General features: G+C 44.7%; 19 protein-coding genes. 6 read left to right on the plus strand and 13 right to left on the minus strand.

Annotated elements, in window-relative coordinates; all coding sequences use genetic code 11:
- Positions 1–54 precede the first annotated feature (54 nt).
- The 4 genes from NBH15_RS06705 to queC form a co-directional block, all read right to left on the minus strand.
- Positions 55–681: a hypothetical protein gene (locus NBH15_RS06705; protein WP_250822246.1), complete on the minus strand. Its 627-nt coding sequence runs from the start codon at positions 679–681 to the stop codon at positions 55–57.
- 28 nt (positions 682–709) lie between these two features.
- Entirely contained in the window at positions 710–1495 is a 786-nt protein-coding gene (locus tag NBH15_RS06710; protein ID WP_128132904.1) for a 3-keto-disaccharide hydrolase, read from the minus strand.
- Positions 1496–1586: 91 nt separating this feature from the next.
- Entirely contained in the window at positions 1587–2051 is a 465-nt protein-coding gene (queF, locus tag NBH15_RS06715) for a preQ(1) synthase (protein WP_128132905.1), read from the minus strand.
- Positions 2052–2447: 396 nt separating this feature from the next.
- Positions 2448–3107 carry a 7-cyano-7-deazaguanine synthase QueC gene (gene queC, locus NBH15_RS06720; protein WP_244050632.1) on the minus strand — a complete coding sequence of 220 codons (660 nt, stop codon included), beginning with the start codon at positions 3105–3107 and terminating at the stop codon, positions 2448–2450.
- 234 nt (positions 3108–3341) lie between these two features.
- Between queC and NBH15_RS06725 the strand changes: the two genes are divergently transcribed.
- Complete coding sequence (locus NBH15_RS06725) at positions 3342–4724, plus strand: OmpP1/FadL family transporter (protein WP_250822247.1); 1383 nt, start codon at positions 3342–3344, stop codon at positions 4722–4724.
- Positions 4725–5009: 285 nt separating this feature from the next.
- Here the strand turns inward: NBH15_RS06725 and NBH15_RS06730 are convergent, their stop codons facing one another.
- The 5 genes from NBH15_RS06730 to NBH15_RS06750 all read right to left on the minus strand — a co-directional run bounded on the left by NBH15_RS06730 (position 5010) and on the right by NBH15_RS06750 (position 9622).
- Positions 5010–5330, minus strand: coding sequence for a T9SS type A sorting domain-containing protein (locus tag NBH15_RS06730; RefSeq protein ID WP_128132866.1), 321 nt, complete (start codon positions 5328–5330; stop codon positions 5010–5012).
- An 86-nt stretch (positions 5331–5416) separates the two neighbouring features.
- Positions 5417–6331: a ribonuclease Z gene (locus NBH15_RS06735; RefSeq protein ID WP_244050633.1), complete on the minus strand. Its 915-nt coding sequence runs from the start codon at positions 6329–6331 to the stop codon at positions 5417–5419.
- Between the two features lie 320 nt (positions 6332–6651).
- Positions 6652–7806, minus strand: a complete 1155-nt coding sequence (locus tag NBH15_RS06740) for a cytochrome d ubiquinol oxidase subunit II (RefSeq protein ID WP_250822248.1) — start codon at positions 7804–7806, stop codon at positions 6652–6654.
- An 11-nt stretch (positions 7807–7817) separates the two neighbouring features.
- On the minus strand, positions 7818–9383 hold the full coding sequence (locus tag NBH15_RS06745) for a cytochrome ubiquinol oxidase subunit I (protein WP_128132868.1): 1566 nt from the start codon (positions 9381–9383) through the stop codon (positions 7818–7820).
- Positions 9384–9394: 11 nt separating this feature from the next.
- A complete protein-coding gene (locus NBH15_RS06750) occupies positions 9395–9622 on the minus strand; it encodes a DUF4492 domain-containing protein (protein WP_009859856.1) in 228 nt (75 codons plus the stop codon).
- Positions 9623–9908: 286 nt separating this feature from the next.
- Here NBH15_RS06750 and NBH15_RS06755 point away from each other — a divergent pair, with 286 nt between their 5' ends.
- The 5 genes from NBH15_RS06755 to NBH15_RS06775 all read left to right on the plus strand — a co-directional run bounded on the left by NBH15_RS06755 (position 9909) and on the right by NBH15_RS06775 (position 13750).
- Entirely contained in the window at positions 9909–11381 is a 1473-nt protein-coding gene (locus NBH15_RS06755) for a glycoside 3-dehydrogenase (protein ID WP_009859855.1), read from the plus strand.
- 20 nt (positions 11382–11401) lie between these two features.
- Complete coding sequence (locus NBH15_RS06760; RefSeq protein WP_250822249.1) at positions 11402–12256, plus strand: 3-keto-disaccharide hydrolase; 855 nt, start codon at positions 11402–11404, stop codon at positions 12254–12256.
- A gap of 169 nt (positions 12257–12425) precedes the next feature.
- Positions 12426–12791 carry a DUF6249 domain-containing protein gene (locus NBH15_RS06765; RefSeq protein ID WP_250822250.1) on the plus strand — a complete coding sequence of 122 codons (366 nt, stop codon included), beginning with the start codon at positions 12426–12428 and terminating at the stop codon, positions 12789–12791.
- Between the two features lie 9 nt (positions 12792–12800).
- Positions 12801–13364, plus strand: coding sequence for an RNA polymerase sigma factor (locus tag NBH15_RS06770; protein WP_250822251.1), 564 nt, complete (start codon positions 12801–12803; stop codon positions 13362–13364).
- Positions 13361–13750, plus strand: coding sequence for a hypothetical protein (locus NBH15_RS06775; RefSeq protein WP_250822252.1), 390 nt, complete (start codon positions 13361–13363; stop codon positions 13748–13750). The genes NBH15_RS06770 and NBH15_RS06775 overlap by 4 nt, the downstream gene beginning before the upstream one ends.
- A gap of 420 nt (positions 13751–14170) precedes the next feature.
- Here NBH15_RS06775 and NBH15_RS06780 read toward each other — a convergent pair whose 3' ends face one another.
- The 4 genes from NBH15_RS06780 to NBH15_RS06795 all read right to left on the minus strand — a co-directional run bounded on the left by NBH15_RS06780 (position 14171) and on the right by NBH15_RS06795 (position 17213).
- Positions 14171–15253: a hypothetical protein gene (locus NBH15_RS06780; protein WP_250822253.1), complete on the minus strand. Its 1083-nt coding sequence runs from the start codon at positions 15251–15253 to the stop codon at positions 14171–14173.
- 12 nt (positions 15254–15265) lie between these two features.
- Positions 15266–15805 (minus strand): hypothetical protein, encoded by a 540-nt coding sequence (locus tag NBH15_RS06785; RefSeq protein ID WP_250822254.1) that lies wholly within the window; start codon positions 15803–15805, stop codon positions 15266–15268.
- A 1-nt stretch (position 15806) separates the two neighbouring features.
- Positions 15807–16376 (minus strand): RNA polymerase sigma factor, encoded by a 570-nt coding sequence (locus NBH15_RS06790; protein ID WP_369979084.1) that lies wholly within the window; start codon positions 16374–16376, stop codon positions 15807–15809.
- Positions 16377–16469: 93 nt separating this feature from the next.
- Complete coding sequence (locus NBH15_RS06795; protein WP_250822256.1) at positions 16470–17213, minus strand: NigD1/NigD2 family lipoprotein; 744 nt, start codon at positions 17211–17213, stop codon at positions 16470–16472.
- Between the last annotated feature and the right edge of the window lie 58 nt (positions 17214–17271).

Below are 17271 nucleotides of genomic sequence, written 5' to 3' on the forward strand. Positions count from 1 at the left end.
AAAAAAGGCAGATCAAACGACCTGCCTTTAGTATGTTATGATTGAAAACTCCTTTTACCGGGTGAAAGAAACGGTTGTGTTTCCGTTCGCCTTCCGGATGAATATCTTCTTGTCGTACTCATCATCATCCGAATAGATATGTGTGCCGTTGTATTTCCAGGAAACGATTTTCCCCCAGTATTTTCCTCCGATAACGCCCTTGTCTGTGTATTTATAGGTGATTTCCATTTTATCGGTATCGCCGTTTACATAGATAGGGAACGTATAAGTACTTTGTCTTTCATCTCCGTAAGCGCTCACCGTGCAGTAATGGAGCTGTTCTTCCGAATCATAAAGTATCCAGTTGTGATTGCCGTTGTAGCGGATGGTGTTGCTTTCGACATCGCGGATGTTGTCGTAAGTGCGTTCGAGCGGATTGTCCAGCTCTTCGCTCCACGAGACAGGGAAGGTTTTCAGGTCGCTCGGGTTGATGAGGTCGTTTCCCTTTTCATCTATATAATAGAATCGTAAAGTGTTTCCTCTTGAAAAGAAGTTTCCCTCCGGTATATTGTTATACCATACTTCTTCGTTGTCTTCTTCCTCATCTCCGTCTTTGCCGTTTAATAAATAGTTGTTGCAGCCGGAAAGGACGGTCGCACAAAGGAACAGCAGCCATATACCGAATAGGTTATTTGTTTTCATCGTATATAAACACTTTACTTATTGATTCTTATAACTCTCTCAACCAGATATTCCGGAAGCTGATCGGTTCGCTCGGGTCGCCGTGGCTTTGCAGGATAATCGGGCCGGCTCCGTGGGGTACGACTTTCGGGAAGCCGATATATTCGGTTGTTCCGAGGATGGTCGTGTTGTTCTGCAAAACGATGCCGTTCTGGATAACGGTGATGCTGGGGGGAACGCGATAGGTTCCGTCTTCTTTGAAAATCGGGGCGGTGTAGATGATGTCGTATACATTCCATTCGCCCGGTTTACGCATGGCGTTTGCCAATGGCGGTGTCTGTTTGTAGATACTGCCGGTCTGGCCGTTCACGTATGTTTCGTTGTTGTAGCAGTCGAGTATCTGAACTTCGTAGAGGCCTTGCATGAAGATACCGCTGTTGCCCCGTCCCTGGCTGGTTCCGGTGATATTCTCAGGAACGCACCATTCGATATGTAGCTGGTAGTTGTTGAATTTCTGTTTGGTCTGGATATCACCGGTCTTTTTATTGACTGTAAATACGCCGTCGTGAACGGTCCATTGGGCCGGTTGGCCGTTGGTGCTTTCCCAAGCGGAGAGGTCTTTGCCGTCAAACAGGACGATGGCATCCGACGGAGCGGAATTTGTTTTGATATCTCCCGGAGTTACAATCTTGGGTTGAGGCGTCCAGTACTCCGACATGCCCGGAGTCATCTTTTCCGGTTGCGGATACTCTTTTTGCTGTGCGCTCAGATTTACGCAGGCGGTGCAGGCCATAACAGCCAGTGTAGCCTTGATAGTGAAATTTCTATTCCTCATGGTCTAAATAATTATGTAGGTTTACAATTAAGTGATTGCAAATCTACATAATTATTTGCCACGTTGTAGCATCTGCTATCGGAAAATACTTTTATGCGTTATGGCTGAAGAGGCGTTGTTCGGCCAGTTGCTCGTATTTGGTACCCGGCCGGCCGTAGTTGCAGTACGGATAGATGCTGATGCCGCCGCGAGGGGTAAAGATACCCGTCACTTCGATATATTTCGGGTCCATCAGCTTGATAAGGTCTTTCATGATGATGTTGACACAGTCTTCATGGAAGGCTCCGTGGCTGCGGAAGCTGAAGAGGTATAATTTCAGGCTCTTGCTTTCCACCATCTTCACATCGGGTATGTAGTCGATATGGATAGTCGCAAAATCGGGCTGTCCGGTGATGGGGCAGAGGCTGGTGAATTCGGGGCAGTTGAAACGTACCCAGTAGTCATTGCCTTGATGCTTGTTGGTAAATGCTTCCAGCACCTCCGGGGCATAATCTTGTTTATATTCGGTAGAACCGCCCAGAAGGTGCAGTTCGTTTTCATTCTTTCTTGTATCCATAATATAATTGTATTGTGTTCAGTTATTGTCAAAAGTGAATGAATGTAGCGTCGTTGGTAGGTGCGGTTCGCGAACCGCACCTACGGTGTCAATGTAAGCCTGTAAGGCTTTAACAAACCAGCCCAGGGTTCTAACCCTGGGTTTATGAAAACCCGCTCCTGTCTTTCCGCCCTGTAGGGGCGGGACAAGGTAAATATCAATCCTTTCCATCTTGTCGCACCCCTACAGGGTGCATCAGAAAGAGAAGGATTCAAGAAGCCCCAGGGTTAAAACCCTGGGTTAGTTTGTTACAGGCCTACAGCCTGAAGACACCGTCACTAATTGGTTCATCTTATAATTAGCAGATAGCTCGATTATTTCTAGCATCGAGTCTCACTTTTTCTACTATCAAGCCTTTTATCCTTTTCTTTTCAAATATTTCTCTAATCCTTCCCGGCGCAGTTTGCAAGCCGGGCAATGGCCGCAACCGTCGGCTGGGACGCCGTTGTAGCAGGTCAGTGTCTGCGTGCGGACCAGGTCGAATACGCCCAGTTCGTCGGAGAGTTGCCATACTTCGCTTTTATCGCGGTCCATCAGAGGAGTATGGATGACGAACTGTTCATCCATCGCCAGGTTCAGCGTCACATTGAGCGAGCGGACGAAGGTGTCGCGGCAATCGGGGTATCCGCTGAAATCGGCCTCCGATACGCCGGTGACGAGATGGAAAATACCTTTGCTCCGTGCCATGATGGCGGCGAATGTCAGGAAAACCATATTCCTTCCCGGTACGAAGGTGTTCGGATAACTGTCGGCCGGTTTGTCTTCATCCATTTCGATAGAAGTGTCCGTCAACGAGTTAGGCGCCAGTTGGCTGATTAGCGATACGTCCAGCAATTGGAACGGCACGTTGGCATCGGCAGCAATCTTGCGTGCAATATCAATTTCGAGGGAATGTTTCTGGCCGTAAGTAAAACATACGGCTTCTACGCGTTTAAAATGTTTCTTGGCCCAGAACAGGCAGGTGGTGGAGTCTTGTCCACCGGAGAAGCATACCAGAGCGGCATCTTGATGTTTCATATTTTTCTTGTTTTATACGTGGTTCAGCAAGCACACGGAAAAGGAGACATTCCTTTTCGCTGCAAAGATACTTTTTTAATTGAGAATTGAAAATTGAGAGTTGAAAATAGGGGGGATAGTTGGAAGTATTGCACATAAATGGCATATTTGTGCCGCACATTTCTATTAAAAGTGTGCAATATTAAAGAAAAGTATTTATCTTTACCGCCGTTTTGTAATAATGAAAAGTAAAACATGAAGAAAAAAGTATTATTAGGTGCGGCATTGATGATGATGCCTCTGCTTTCTTTCGCTGGTGGATATTTGACGAATACTAATCAGCATGCAGCCTTTTTAAGATCACTTTCGCGAGGTGCTGCAATTGATATAGATGGTGCTTTGTCTAATCCTGCGGGCCTTTCTTTTTTGCCGACAGATGGTTTTCGCGTAGGCGTGAGTATCCAGAGTGCTTTCCAAACTAGAAATATCGATGCCTCTTTTGGTACATATAATGGTTTCGATCCGGTCAATCAGAAGCCGACAATGGCAGAGACTCCCTACAAAAAGTATTACAAAGGAAAAGCGGCTGCCCCTGTGATTCCGAGTGTTTTCGCGGCTTACAAAAAAGGCGACTGGACCATTTCCGGATTCTTTGCCATCACGGGAGGAGGAGGTAAGGCTTCGTTTAACGACGGTTTGCCTATGTTCGAATCGGCTGCTATGGCCGGTATATTCAAGGAAAGTTTGACAGACTATATAAAGACAGGTGGTCAAAGTCCCATCGTCACTCCGGAAATGTATACTATTAACAGTGCGATGGACGGTAAACAGTTTATTTATTCTCTACAACTTGGTTTGGGATACAAAATCACGGACTGGCTTTCAGCCTTTGCCGGTGGTCGAATGAATTATTTTTCAGGGAACTATGACGGTTATCTGAATGCGAAGTTAAAACAGAATTTAGGTGGATCAGAGTTGATGCCGCTGGCTTTGAATTGCGACCAGACTGGTTGGGGACTTACGCCGGTTCTTGGAGTCGATGTTAAATATGGTAAATTCAATTTCGGTGCCAAATATGAGTTTAAGACGAACCTGAACATCGAAAACGATACAAAGAAGTTGGATTATCCTGAAAGTGCGGAAGATCTGGTGGGTGCTTACAAGCATGGTGTGAATACACCGAACGATATTCCTTCCATGCTTTCTGTGGCTGCTTCTTATCAGTTTTTGCCCATGTTAAAAGCTTCTGTTGAGTATCATTTCTTCGATGATAAGAAAGCGGGAATGGCCGGAGGAAAACAGAAAGAGCTCGAAAGAGGTACCAACGAGTATTTGCTGGGTATCGAGTGGGATGTTATCAAGAGATTGACTATTAGCGGTGGTGCCCAGATTACCGATTATGGTTTGTCGGACAACTATCAGAGCGATACCAGTTTCTCCTGTGACTCTTACTCACTGGGCTTCGGAGCTAAAGTGATGTTGAGCGAAAAGATGGCTTTGAACGTGGGGTATATGTGGACAAACTATCATGATTATACAAAGAAATCGAACAATTACTCTGGCACGGGGCTTCCCGGAACGAATGTATATAGTCGTACCAATAAGGTATTTGGGCTAAGTCTTGATTATGCTTTTTGATGGGTATTAATTACAGGGCAACCAACTGACAAGTCGTCTCTTTTCGGACGGATACATCTTTCCATACTATCCGGACGTTCTTGCATTCTATAGTGCAAGAATTTGCATTGGGTAGTGCAAACCCTTGCATTAAGCGGTGCAAAGGTTTGCACCGCCTGATGCAAGGGTATAAGCAGTGGGATGCAAAACAGGTTACCACGGGCATAAAAACTGCTTTACAGAACCCATACTCTTCGAAGATAACATTATATAATGTCATCCCTTCCTTTCACACTGTAGAGTTATTTAGCGGATGGCTACTTTGCGGACAGTTTCGCCGATGCGGACGATATAGTAACCTTTGGCGATGTTAACGGTGTATTCGCCATCCGGTTGTTTCAGCTCGATTTCCTTGACACGGATGCCTACCACGCTGTATATTTCCAGCTTGCTTCCGATGGGAGCGTTCTTCACAACCACCTTGTTGTCGTAGGCGCTGATTTCGATAGAATCGGGTTCTGCCTGCTTTACGACATGCGTTGCCTGAACCGTTTGCTGCGCACTTGCAATAAACGGGGAACCAACGTAAGCGCTGATCAACAGAATTATGGAAAATAATATTCTCATATTCGAAACCCTAAATTCGTACAAATGTATGAATAATTTTGAATATGCTGGATATTTGGCAGTTATTATTTAAGAAAACCACGATATTATATAGGCAAAACCATCCCTTCGGTTCCGAGAATGGTGCCGGGATATACTTCTTCCGCTTCGCGATGCAATGCTGTCAAGTCCTCGTAGCGGGCAGAATAATGACCGATAATGAGGCGTTTGACACCGGCTTTCAGGGCGATGTCTGCCGCTTGCCGTGCTGTAGAATGGAATGTTTCTTTGGCGCGTGCCTTGTCGCATTCGGCAAAGGTCGCCTCATGATAAAGAAGGTCTACCCCTTCAATGATCGGGATGACGGAAGGATTGTAGGCCGTATCCGAGCAATACGCATAACGTTTGGGGGGAGCAGCCGGGCGCGTCAGTCGTGAATTGGGAATCACTTCTCCTTCCGGCGTGACATAATCCTCTCCCAGCTTGATATCCTTCATGCATCTGACGGGGACCTGATAGAAGTCGGTCATCTCGCGGATGATATGGGCTTCTTTTGGCTTCTCGGCAAACAAAAAGCCGCAGGTCGGGATACGGTGTTTCAGGGGAATGGAGTAGACGGAAAGCGAGCGATCCTCCATAATCAGTGAATGGCTACGTGTATCTACAGGATTGAAACGGACTTCGTAAGGCATGCCTTTGCAGAATGTATCCAATACCGGGCGCATATAGTTTTCAATTTCTTTGGGTGCATGTATCACCAGTTCGCCGGTGCGTCCCAGCATACCGAGTGTGGAGATCAAGCCGGGCAGACCAAAACAATGGTCACCATGCAGGTGGGATATGAAAATATGATTCAACCGACTGAATTTGATACGCATATGGCGCATCTGCACCTGTGTGCCTTCGCCACAGTCTATCATATATAATTTGTCCCGTAAATCTACTACCTGAGAGGTTGCCAGATGCCGTGTTGTAGGTAAGGCCGAACCGCATCCCAAAATGTTTAAATTGAAATCTGCCATAAAGGAATCCCTTGGATAATTGTTTGCAAAGATAATACAAAAGCATCTGTGTTCTGTGAAAAATAACAAAAAATGCGGTCGGATTGTTCCGAAGATGCTTCGGATTACATATATTTGTTTGCTGTCCTAAAGGAAGCATTCTATAGTAAGTAAAAAAGACTTAAGATATTTTATTCTAAGCCTTAACTAACTTTTTCTTTTTGTTTAAAACGGTTAAATGTAGAAACGGCCAAGCGTGAGCTTCGCCGTTTCCTTTGTTTTATGGGGTATGTTTCTTGCAAAGGGCGGTTCGTGAACCGTCTGTACGGACGCCGTGTTCTTTAGTAAGTGTGCCCGTCTTTCTGTTCCATCTCTTCTGCGTCGATCTTATGAAGATCGAGTGCCCTCCATGCATAGAATATATAAGCCAGCACGAACGGAACGAGAATGGATACGTAACTCATCACTTTCAGCGTGAACGGACTTGATGAACTATTCTGAAGAGTCAGCGAACTTTGCAGATCGGTCAACGACGGATAATAAGCCGTGTTGTTCCAACCGGCACAGAGCAATAACGCCAGTACGGTGAGGACGGTCCCTGTCCCGGCAAACCAGATTCCTTTCCGCCACGTTTGCGACAGGATTGTTTTAATAATACCGAACAAAACAAGCACTACGCCCACCAGCAGAACCGCCAGTACAGCCGGCATCTCGATCAGGTTGATGAAATATTTATAAGGCTGCATGAACACCTCCTGCGTTTCCGGGTTCACGGCAAAACCGTCTACCAGCATTAAACGTACGAGGAACAGCAGGAAGAACACCAGGAACAAAGCTGTTTCCGGTATCAAGCGTTTCCGGCAGCGGCCCACTATATCCTTATTGTCAATATTGTTGATGAAATAGAGCAATGCCTGCACACGTGCCAGGAAGAATACGGCCAGCCCGAGACAAACGTTCCAGAATACAAATGCTGCTTCCAGCCCGTGCAGAGAGTTATTCCAGGTCGAGATAACCGGCATGGCAATATCTGTCATCTGTCCTTTATTCACTGAAAATTCGGCTCCGTTGAAGAAAGTCCCTACGGCAGTTCCCAGCAGGATCGGGCCCAGCACGCCGTTGATGATCAGGAATACCTGGTAAGTCTTTTTGCCCAGTAAGTTTCCTTTTTTAGCTTGGTATTCGTAGGATACGGCCTGTATCACGAAGCAAAGCAGAATGAGCATCCACACCCAATAAGCACCGCCGAAACTGGTCGAGTAGAATAAGGGGAAAGAGGCAAAGAACGCACCACCGAAAGTAACCAGTGTTGTAAAGGTAAACTCCCATTTACGTCCGGTTGAGTTTAATAACATCTTTTGTTCCAGCTCCGTCTTGCCGATCGAAAAGAGCAATGACTGACCTCCCTGTACAAAAAGCAGGAATACTAACAGTGCTCCCAGCAGGGATACGAGGAACCACCAGTAATGTTGTAATAATATATATGTACTATCCATGGTGTATATTTTTAGTTTTCATTGTTAGTAGATACGGCCGGTCCTTTCTTGATAGCCTTCACCATAATTCCCACTTCGGCAATCAGTAAGATTGTAAACAGAATCAGGAACAGGAAGAAAGTGGTCTGTACAGACGATGTAGCCAGTTTGGAGATAGATGCGCTCGTCGGAAGAATATCCTGTATAGCCCAGGGTTGGCGTCCCACCTCGGCAACGATCCATCCGGCCTGTCCGGCAATATATCCCAGCGGAATCGACCACAGGCATACTTTCTGAAGCCAGCGGGTGTCTTTGAACTTGTCTTTTTTACTCCAGATGATCGCAATGATAAAGAGCAGGATGAAGTAACCTCCCAGAATCACCATGATACGGAAGGAATAGAACGTCATTCCTACATGAGGAACCAGGTCGCCCGGATCTTTGATATAACCGTAACCGAAATAAGGGAAGTTCTCGTCGAGTGTCGCCCGGTATTGTTTGGCGGCCACTTCGTCTTTCTCTTTCTTGGCTTCGCGGTATTTGGCGAGTGCCTGGATAGCCTGTTGTCCTTTGGCAATCTTTTCGGCTGCGGAAAGAGCCGGCGTGCCGTCTTTAGTCTCATATCCTCCTTCGATCAAATTATTGATACCCGGAACATATCCGTCTATCTTGCGTTCTGCCAGCAAAGACAGCATTTTGGGTATTTGTATATTAAAGATGAACGGCTCTACATTATCTTTATAACTGGTCTTCTCCGGATTCAGCATCCCGATGCCCACCAGTCCGACGCCGTTTCCTCCTTCGTAAAGGCCTTCCATGGCAGCCAGCTTCATCGGCTGTTTCTGAGCAACCTGATAGGCGGAACCGTCACCGGTCCAAAGGATCAGTAAAGAAGCAACCAGTCCGAAAATGGCGCTGATCTTGATACTTTCCAGGGCAAAACGCGTTTCCCGTTTCTTCAACAGATACCAGCTACTGATGCCTATTACAAATAATGCACCTACGATCCAGCCGGATAATACGGTGTGGAAGAATTTATTGATGGCGACAGGCGACAAAGCGACTGCCCAGAAATCGAACATTTCGTTGCGTACCGTGTCCGGATTGAATTGCATACCTGCCGGATGCTGCATCCAGGCATTGGCGATCAGGATCCACAGGGCGGATAAGGTGGCTCCGATAATTGTCAGCCAGGTAGAAGCCAGGTGGAAACGTTTGCTTACTTTGTCCCAGCCGAAGAACATAACCGCGATAAATGTCGCTTCCATAAAGAAAGCAAGGATACCTTCGATGGCCAGCGGCGCTCCGAAAATATCACCGACGAACCAGCTGTAGTTCGACCAGTTCGTCCCGAACTCAAATTCGAGAATCAGACCGGTGGCGACACCGATCGCGAAGTTAATACCAAACAGCTTCATCCAGAACTGGGCTGTCTTTTTCCAGAATTCGTCACCTGTTTTGTAATAAATGGTTTCCAGTATTGCCTGGATCACACCAAGCCCTAAAGTCAGGGGTACAAAAAGCCAGTGATACATGGCCGTCAGAGCGAACTGCGCCCTCGACCAGTCAATCAAAGAAGTGTCAATGCTTTCGATCATAATTATATTAATTAAGGAGTAATTGCTCGATTGATCAATTCACCCGATACGTGTTCCTGTTTCTCGGAATCGCTATCAAACTGTCCCAGGTAATTAGGAAAGAAAAACAGTTTTAATATAAAAAACATGATGAAGAGCTTGACCAATATAATCAGCCATAGCGTTTTACCCAGCTTCATTTCACGAAATCCTTCCAGGTAAAATTGGTAAATTCGAACAAGTATTGGTTTCTTTTTCATGTTCAGCTCTTCATTTATATAACAGAAATCCGGTGAATATGTTTTGTGCTAGACAAATATAAAAGAAAGAACGACTTTTCAAACACCTAGCTCCATAGATAATATTTATGAAAAAATAGACATTGTCTATAAGCACTGTTAAAAAAAACTATTTTGAAAAAGAAAGCGGGAAGGACGGCTTGTTGTTATTTTCGCATTGGCTATATTTGCGTCAGTTTGTGTTTTTAAGATGTGACAATTGAATCAGAATATTATTATTAAGTGCTAATCTATAAAAATTATTACTATGTCAAACATCACTAGAAGATCATTTCTTCAAAGAGGCGCAGCCGCTGCTGCTGCATTGACCATTGTTCCGGGTTCCGTTTTAGGAAAAAGTCATGGGTATGTGGCTCCAACAGATAAATTGAATATTGCTGCTGTCGGTATCGGCGGTATGGGACATGCCAATATTAATGCTGTAAAAGGAAGTGAAAACATCGTTGCTCTTTGCGACGTGGATTGGAAATATGCGAAAGGCGTATTCGACGAACATCCGAATGCTAAAAAATATTGGGACTATCGCAAGATGTACGATGAGATGGGTAAATCTATCGATGCCGTTATTATCGCTACAGCCGACCATACACATGCTATGATTACGGGAGATGCGATGACATTGGGCAAACATGTTTATTGTCAGAAACCGTTGACACACTCTGTGTACGAATCTCGTTTGTTGACTAAACTGGCTGCTTCTACAAATGTTGCAACTCAGATGGGTAACCAAGGTTCTTCTTCTGAAGATACGGATTTGGTTTGCGAATGGATCTGGAATGGCGAAATCGGTGATATCACAAAAGTTGAATGTGCGACAGACCGTCCTATTTGGCCGCAAGGTTTGAATACTCCGGATAAAGCAGATAAGGTGCCTTCTACATTAAACTGGGATTTATTTACCGGTCCTGCCGAATTGAAACCTTTCAACAAAATTTATCATCCTTGGAACTGGCGCGGATGGTGGGCTTATGGTACAGGTGCTTTAGGCGATATGGCTTGCCATATCATGCACACTCCGTTTAAGGCATTGAAATTAGGTTATCCGACAAGCGTTGAAGCTTCTTCTACTTTGTTGCTTCGTGATTGCGCTCCTAATGCACAGCATGTGAAGTTTATTTTCCCGGCTCGTGAAAATATGCCGAAACTGGCCATGCCGGAAGTTGAAATTCATTGGTATGACGGTGGTATGATGCCGAATCGTCCGGAAGGTTTCCCGGAAGGAAAAGAATTGATGGGACCTGGTGGCGGTCTGACTATTTTCCATGGAACGAAAGATACATTGATTTGCGGTTGTTACGGACAGCAGCCGTTCTTGTTGTCAGGTCGTGTTCCAAATGCTCCTAAAGTATGTCGTCGTGTAAAAGGACATGAAATGGATTGGGTACGTGCTTGTAAAGAAAATGCATCCAGCCGTGTACAAACAAAATCGAATTTCTCGGAAGCCGGTCCGTTCAACGAAATGATCGTGATGGGGGTATTAGCAGTTCGCTTACAGAGCCTGAACAGAACATTGAAATGGGATGGCAATAACATGCAATTTACGAACATCGGTGATAACGAAATGATAAAGACTTGTATCAAAGACGGTTTCACTATCAAAGATGGTCATCCTTCGTTTGCAAAGGACTGGACAGATCCTGTTAATGCAAAACAGTTTGCAGCAGAACTGATCAAGCACAACTATCGCGATGGTTGGAAATTGCCTGATATGCCTAGATAACAGTTTTAAACTACATAAAAATGAAGAAGTCAGTATTATTTGTCAGTGCCGCGCTGATGATGTGCTATTTTACATCTTGTGGCGGTGGAAAGAAAACAGATGAAGCTGCTGCCGATGCAACAGCTGAAGCAGAAACAGAAGCAGCTGTGCCTGAATACAAATTATTGGATTTACCGACAGTCGACCTGTCTAAATTCCCGAAAGATGCCGATGGTTGGATTACTATGTTTGATGGTAAAACACTGAATGGCTGGAGAGGATATGACCGTACAGATGTTCCTAATGCTTGGGAGGTGAATGACGGCGCAATTCATATCAAAGGTTCTGGTGCCGGTGAAGCTGGTGCTAAGGACGGTGGTGACCTGGTATTTGCTCATAAGTTCAAAAATTTTGAGTTGGAATGGGAATGGAAAGTAGCTAAAGGCGCTAATTCCGGTGTATTTATTATGATCCAGGAAGTGGAAGGACAACCTTCTTATATTTCTGCCCCTGAATTTCAAATCTTGGATAATGCAAACCATCCGGATGCCAAATTGGGTAAAGATGGTAATCGTATGTCTGCTTCCCTGTATGATATGATCCCGGCTAAACCGCAGAACTCTAAACCGTTCGGCGAATGGAACAAGTCTAAGATCATGTGTTACAAAGGTACGGTTGTTCACTATCAGAATGACGAACCGGTTGTTGAATATCACTTGTGGACACAGCAGTGGAAAGAAATGCTGGACAAGAGTAAATTTAGCAAAGACAAATGGCCGTTGGCTTATGAACTACTGTTGAACTGTGGCGGACCTAACAAAGAAGGTTTTATCGGTTTGCAGGATCATGGTGACGACGTTTGGTATCGTAACATTAAGATTAAAATATTGGATTAATCTTTTCGTAGTTTACGGATAACTTATTGATAAATACCCGAAATCGGAGGTGCATCCGGTTTTCGGGTATTTTTTTTGAAAATAGTTTGTCATTCCTGTAACCTTCTTTCCGGAACGTTAGTCTTATCTGTAAACGAAACAAATTAGAAACAAATTAAATATTGAAATTATGGAAGGTTGGTTGATTCCCCTGGTTGCAATTGTTTGTGCGGTAGGCTTGCCCGTTGTGTTGCTTATGATACTTGTAGTAAGAACTACCCGGACAAAACATGAAGAGCGTATGGCTATGATCGAGAAAGGTATTGTATTGGAAGAGCCGGAAAGGAAGGCGAATAAATTCAATGCCCTGCGCAACGGTTTGTTGATGATCGGGTTGGCTTTGGGAGCTATTGGTGGTATATATCTGGATGATACGATGCCGCATGACTGGGCTGGTTTTTCTGTTGTTATCTTTACTGTTTTAGGTGGCGGTATAGCTTATCTGGCCTATTTCTTTATTGTTCTCAAGATGTTGGAAAAAGAGAAAGAACAATAAACCGGATTGATGGACGAACAAAAATGGATAAAAAGCATTCTGGCAGGGGACACCAAAAGTTTCTCTTGCCTCGTCGCGAAGTACCAGCAGATGGCATTTACGATTGCCTTCCGCATACTGGAGAATCGTGAGGAGGCAGAAGAAGTCGTGCAGGATGCTTTTGTCAAGATGTATCGTGCGCTTCCGTCTTTCCTGTTTGGCAGTAAGTTTTCTACCTGGTTCTATAAAATTGTCTATAATACGGCCATTACCGCCCAGCGGAAGCAATCCGTATTCGACAGTTATGATGATGCTATTGCAACCGATCTTACAACCAGTGAAGTAGATAGCGCAACAGCTATCCTGGAGCGGGAAGACCGGAAAGAAATAATTGCACGTGTATTGAAAAAGTTACCGGCCGACGAGAGCCTGGTACTTAATCTCTTTTACCTGGAAGAGTGTTCCATTGCGGATATCGGTCAGATCACGGATCTGACACCTTCCAATATTAAAGTAAAATTGTTTCGGGGACGTAAGCATTTCTACGAAACATTACAGTTAATGATGAAGAATGAAACAGCTAATGTGTTATGAGTACATCAGATAAAGATATAAACCGCTTGACCGGCAAACTTCTGAAAGAAGGAATGGTTAAGCCATCTCCGGATTTAAGCCTGCGGATCATGGATCTTATCATGCAGGAAGAGCCGTTGAAAGTACCGGAAGTGAAAAAGGCCAGGATGAGTTCCGGAATGCCTCCTTTTATGATTGTTGGCGTCATTATTGCATATCTCGTCGTGTTTGCCGGCGTATTGATGCTTTTAGGCCAACAGCCCGCAGGAAGCGTTGATCATATGCTGGAAGGGATAAAGGATAAACTGCCGTTTATCATGACAATTGCGGCTATCGCTGGTTCGCTGATATTTTATTCGGCATTGGATAAAGTATTGGCTGTTACTTTTCTCTTGAAAGAAAAGTAACCAAAAGTTCAAGGCTGCATTTGCCTCGCTACTCAGTATCCTCCGTTCGCTGTCGTCTGTGAACTCGCTTCGCTCAAACAGCACAGCCTCCGGGCGCTTTCTACGGATACTTCGCTTTACGCTCACCAAATGAGGCCTTTCATAGAACGCTTTGCGTTCTCCTGGGATTGCCGATACTACCTGTTAAATCCGAAAGTTTTTATTTTATAAGTATCGGTGTCGGCCATCCTAAGAGGAAGCACAGCTTCCTTGGAAAGGCCTAAGCGGGTGAACGTCCGCGTAGGGGAAGACGAAGCGGTTAAAAAAATCCGTTGTCTGAGCGAAGCGAGTTTCGGATTTTTCAGCGGAGTCTTTCACCGAAGCAGTGAAGCCGGTTAAGCCTTGATCTTTTGCCTACTTTTCCATCAAGGGAAAAGTAGGTTATTTTAACGCCTTCACATTAATATTGCTGTAATTATTTCCGTCGAAATTGATGCGTCCCTTGTTTCCGCTGTTGATTTCATAATAATGGTTCACTTTATCCTCTGTCGAAGAGTTTGTGATGTTGAAACCATTGACATTACGGCTGCCGTATTTCATGTTTTCGGCTGCGATTTTGAAAGATGCTTTTGCCGGAACGCTGATATTCAGATTACCATAGCGTGCATCTACATTCACCTGTTTGAAGTTGGCAGACAATTCTTTTATTGTCAATGTGCTGTAAGCCAGTTCATCTATGTTCAATTCTTCTTTTACCGAGCCGATCATCGCTTCGCTGTATTTGATCTCCATATAGCCTTTGTCAAGACTTTCGATTTTTATATTACCATACTTGTTTTCCAGATTGATCTGGCCGCATTTCTTAATATTCATATTCGAATACTTATTGTCGGCATTCATTTGTTCTGCATCGCCGACAGAGACGTTTCCGCAGTATCCCAGGTCCAGATTCGCTTTCGTCACATTATTAATATCCACATTCCCGTATTTAGCTTCCAGGTTGAGAGGCTGGGTGAAACAGCCGGCATTCAGGTTGCCGTACTTCACCTGTATCGTGCTTTTGCCTTCATTCTTGTCCGGCAGATTGATGTTTCCGTATTTCTGCGACAGGTTGATTGACAGCTTTGAAGGCATGCTGATAAAATAATTGATCGTAAACCGGATATTGGAATTGTTATTACCCCAGTTTTGCTGTTTCAGCGAAGTGATGGCGGAAACCGTATTCCCGCTTTTCTTTAGTTCGATGTTCACACGGTCGATGCAAGCCTGTGCAGCATCCGCACTTTCGGCTTTTGCCTCTATCTCAACACGGATTGCTACTTCATTCTTGTTCCAGTGCGTGATGGTCGTGTTGCCGTAACGATTGTCCGTCATTAATAGGTCACTCAGGCTGACGTCAAAAGATTTACTGATTTCTTTCTTCTTAATACTTTCCGGTTTTGCGCCCCAACTGATAGCGGTACTAGCGATGAGTAACACTGCCAGAAGTAATAAGGAACGGCTTTTTAATTGTTTTGTATTCATGATATATATATTTTATTTGTCATCATTATCGTTTGTAACTATTTCCATCTGCTTCAGCATGATGTTCAGGCTTTCGACACTCGCGCTGTAATGCTGGTTCATAGCGAACAGGCCGTCGTTCGAGCAAGGCAGTGTCGGGAGGATTGTTTCTTCAAACATATAATTGTCTTTCAGAATCCTTTTGCTTTCCTGTAACAGGCCGGCGGCTCCCGGAGCCTTCTCCTTTTTATACAACGATTCCATTTGTGCCATGATGTCGTTGATCTGCATCTTGTAATACATCTGAAGTTCGCCAAATTCCTTTTGCTGGCTGCACTGCTGCTGTATGGCTGCTTTTTGATTTACAGGAGCAGGTGTTCCACCCGGCAGGCGGAGCAGGAGTATCAGTGCAATGGCGGCTGCGGCAGCGAAAGCAGACAAACTATATAGTTTGAAATGTTTCCTGTGGGCAGGCGGCAGTTTCTTTTCGAAGCGTTCGAAGTGACCTTCCGGCAGAAGGTCATCTTCAAATGCTTCTCTATTGGTGTCTATGAAATTCTTTAATTTGTCCATGTCAATTTGCTGCTATAATGTCTAACAATTTGCGCTTTGCCCGCAGATATTGGCTGCGTACGCTTGGCGGCTGAATGTTCAGGATAGAGGCAATCTCTTCCATATCATATCCCTCAAAGAGGTAGAGCGAGAGGATTACGCGGTAACCGGCGGGTAATTTACCGGTTGCCTCTTTCACCTGCTTTACCGAGTAGGCTATTTCCTCTTCGTTCGGTCCGTCCGGCTCCGGATCGGCATAGTTGTCGGATAGTTCCTCCCATTCCGGTGTTTGCCGGCGCACATAATCGATGGCTGTATGGACTGCTATCCGGTGTATCCAGGCTTCGAAACATTGCCCTTCTTTATATTGGTCGATGTGCGTGAAGACTTTCAGGAACGAATCCTGCATGGCTTCTTCCGCTTCACCGCTGTTGCCGACAATGCGCAGGCAAGCTATGTACAATCGTTGTGCGAATTGTTTGTACAAGCCCAGTTGCGCACTCCGTTTTCCTTCCCGGCAACCCTTTATCAGTTGTACTGTTGTTTCGTTCATTTGTTTATATAAACGAGAGAAAACGTCCGACCGTTGCATCTCTGTCACAAAATTAGACAAAAAAAGAAAGGCATCATCACGATGCCTCTCTCCCTGAACTAAATGATAAAAATAAAAGTTATGTGGGAAGGTTTAATTTGTCACTTGAAAATTCTCGGCTCCCAACATCGGCGCTTTACCGGCAGGGGTACCTGATTTGTATTTAAGTTCAATCGTATCATCACCTTCATACGATTTATACTTCACCTTCATCGTCACTGTATCACCGTTTGTAGGCGGCAGACTATTCAGTCTGAATGAGGCCAGGCCCCAACCTTGTCCGCCCGACAAGTTGTTGTATGCGTTATGACGGAACTCCAGTTCATATGTATCCGTATTGTTCATCTTCACCAGATTGAGAAAATGTTTGGTCGATCCGTCGAAATAAGATTCGAACTGGAAATTAATATAACCATCCTCAATCCATACGGACTTCATCCATAACGGATCATTGCCGTAATATTCATCATTTTTCTCGCCCAGATCGCCAACGATCGATTTAGTCAATACACTGTCGATTCTGTTTACACGGATAGCGTAATCGTATCCTTTAATACCGCCGCTGGCAGAATCACCCAGTAGCGTAAAGTTTATAAAAACACGTCTTTCCTTATCTACTCCAAAATACGGAGTTACGCCGGCTGCCGGCCAGAAAGTCGTGGAGTCATCCCACTGCAGGTAATATGTATTACCTCCCAACGGTTTTATTGTCGCTACTCCAACATTGTATTTGTCAAGAGAATAATCGTCATCATCCAAACAAGAATACAAGGAGGTGGAGAGCAGAATAGTTCCCAATACCAGTTTAAAAGTTTTCAACGTCTTCATCACATTCATATCACTAAAAATTGTCTATTTTCCATTCTACTAGGGTAGATGTGGAAAATGCGAAAAA

Source organism: Parabacteroides caeci, assembly GCF_023656795.1.
GTDB classification, from domain to species: Bacteria; Bacteroidota; Bacteroidia; order Bacteroidales; family Tannerellaceae; genus Parabacteroides; species Parabacteroides segnis.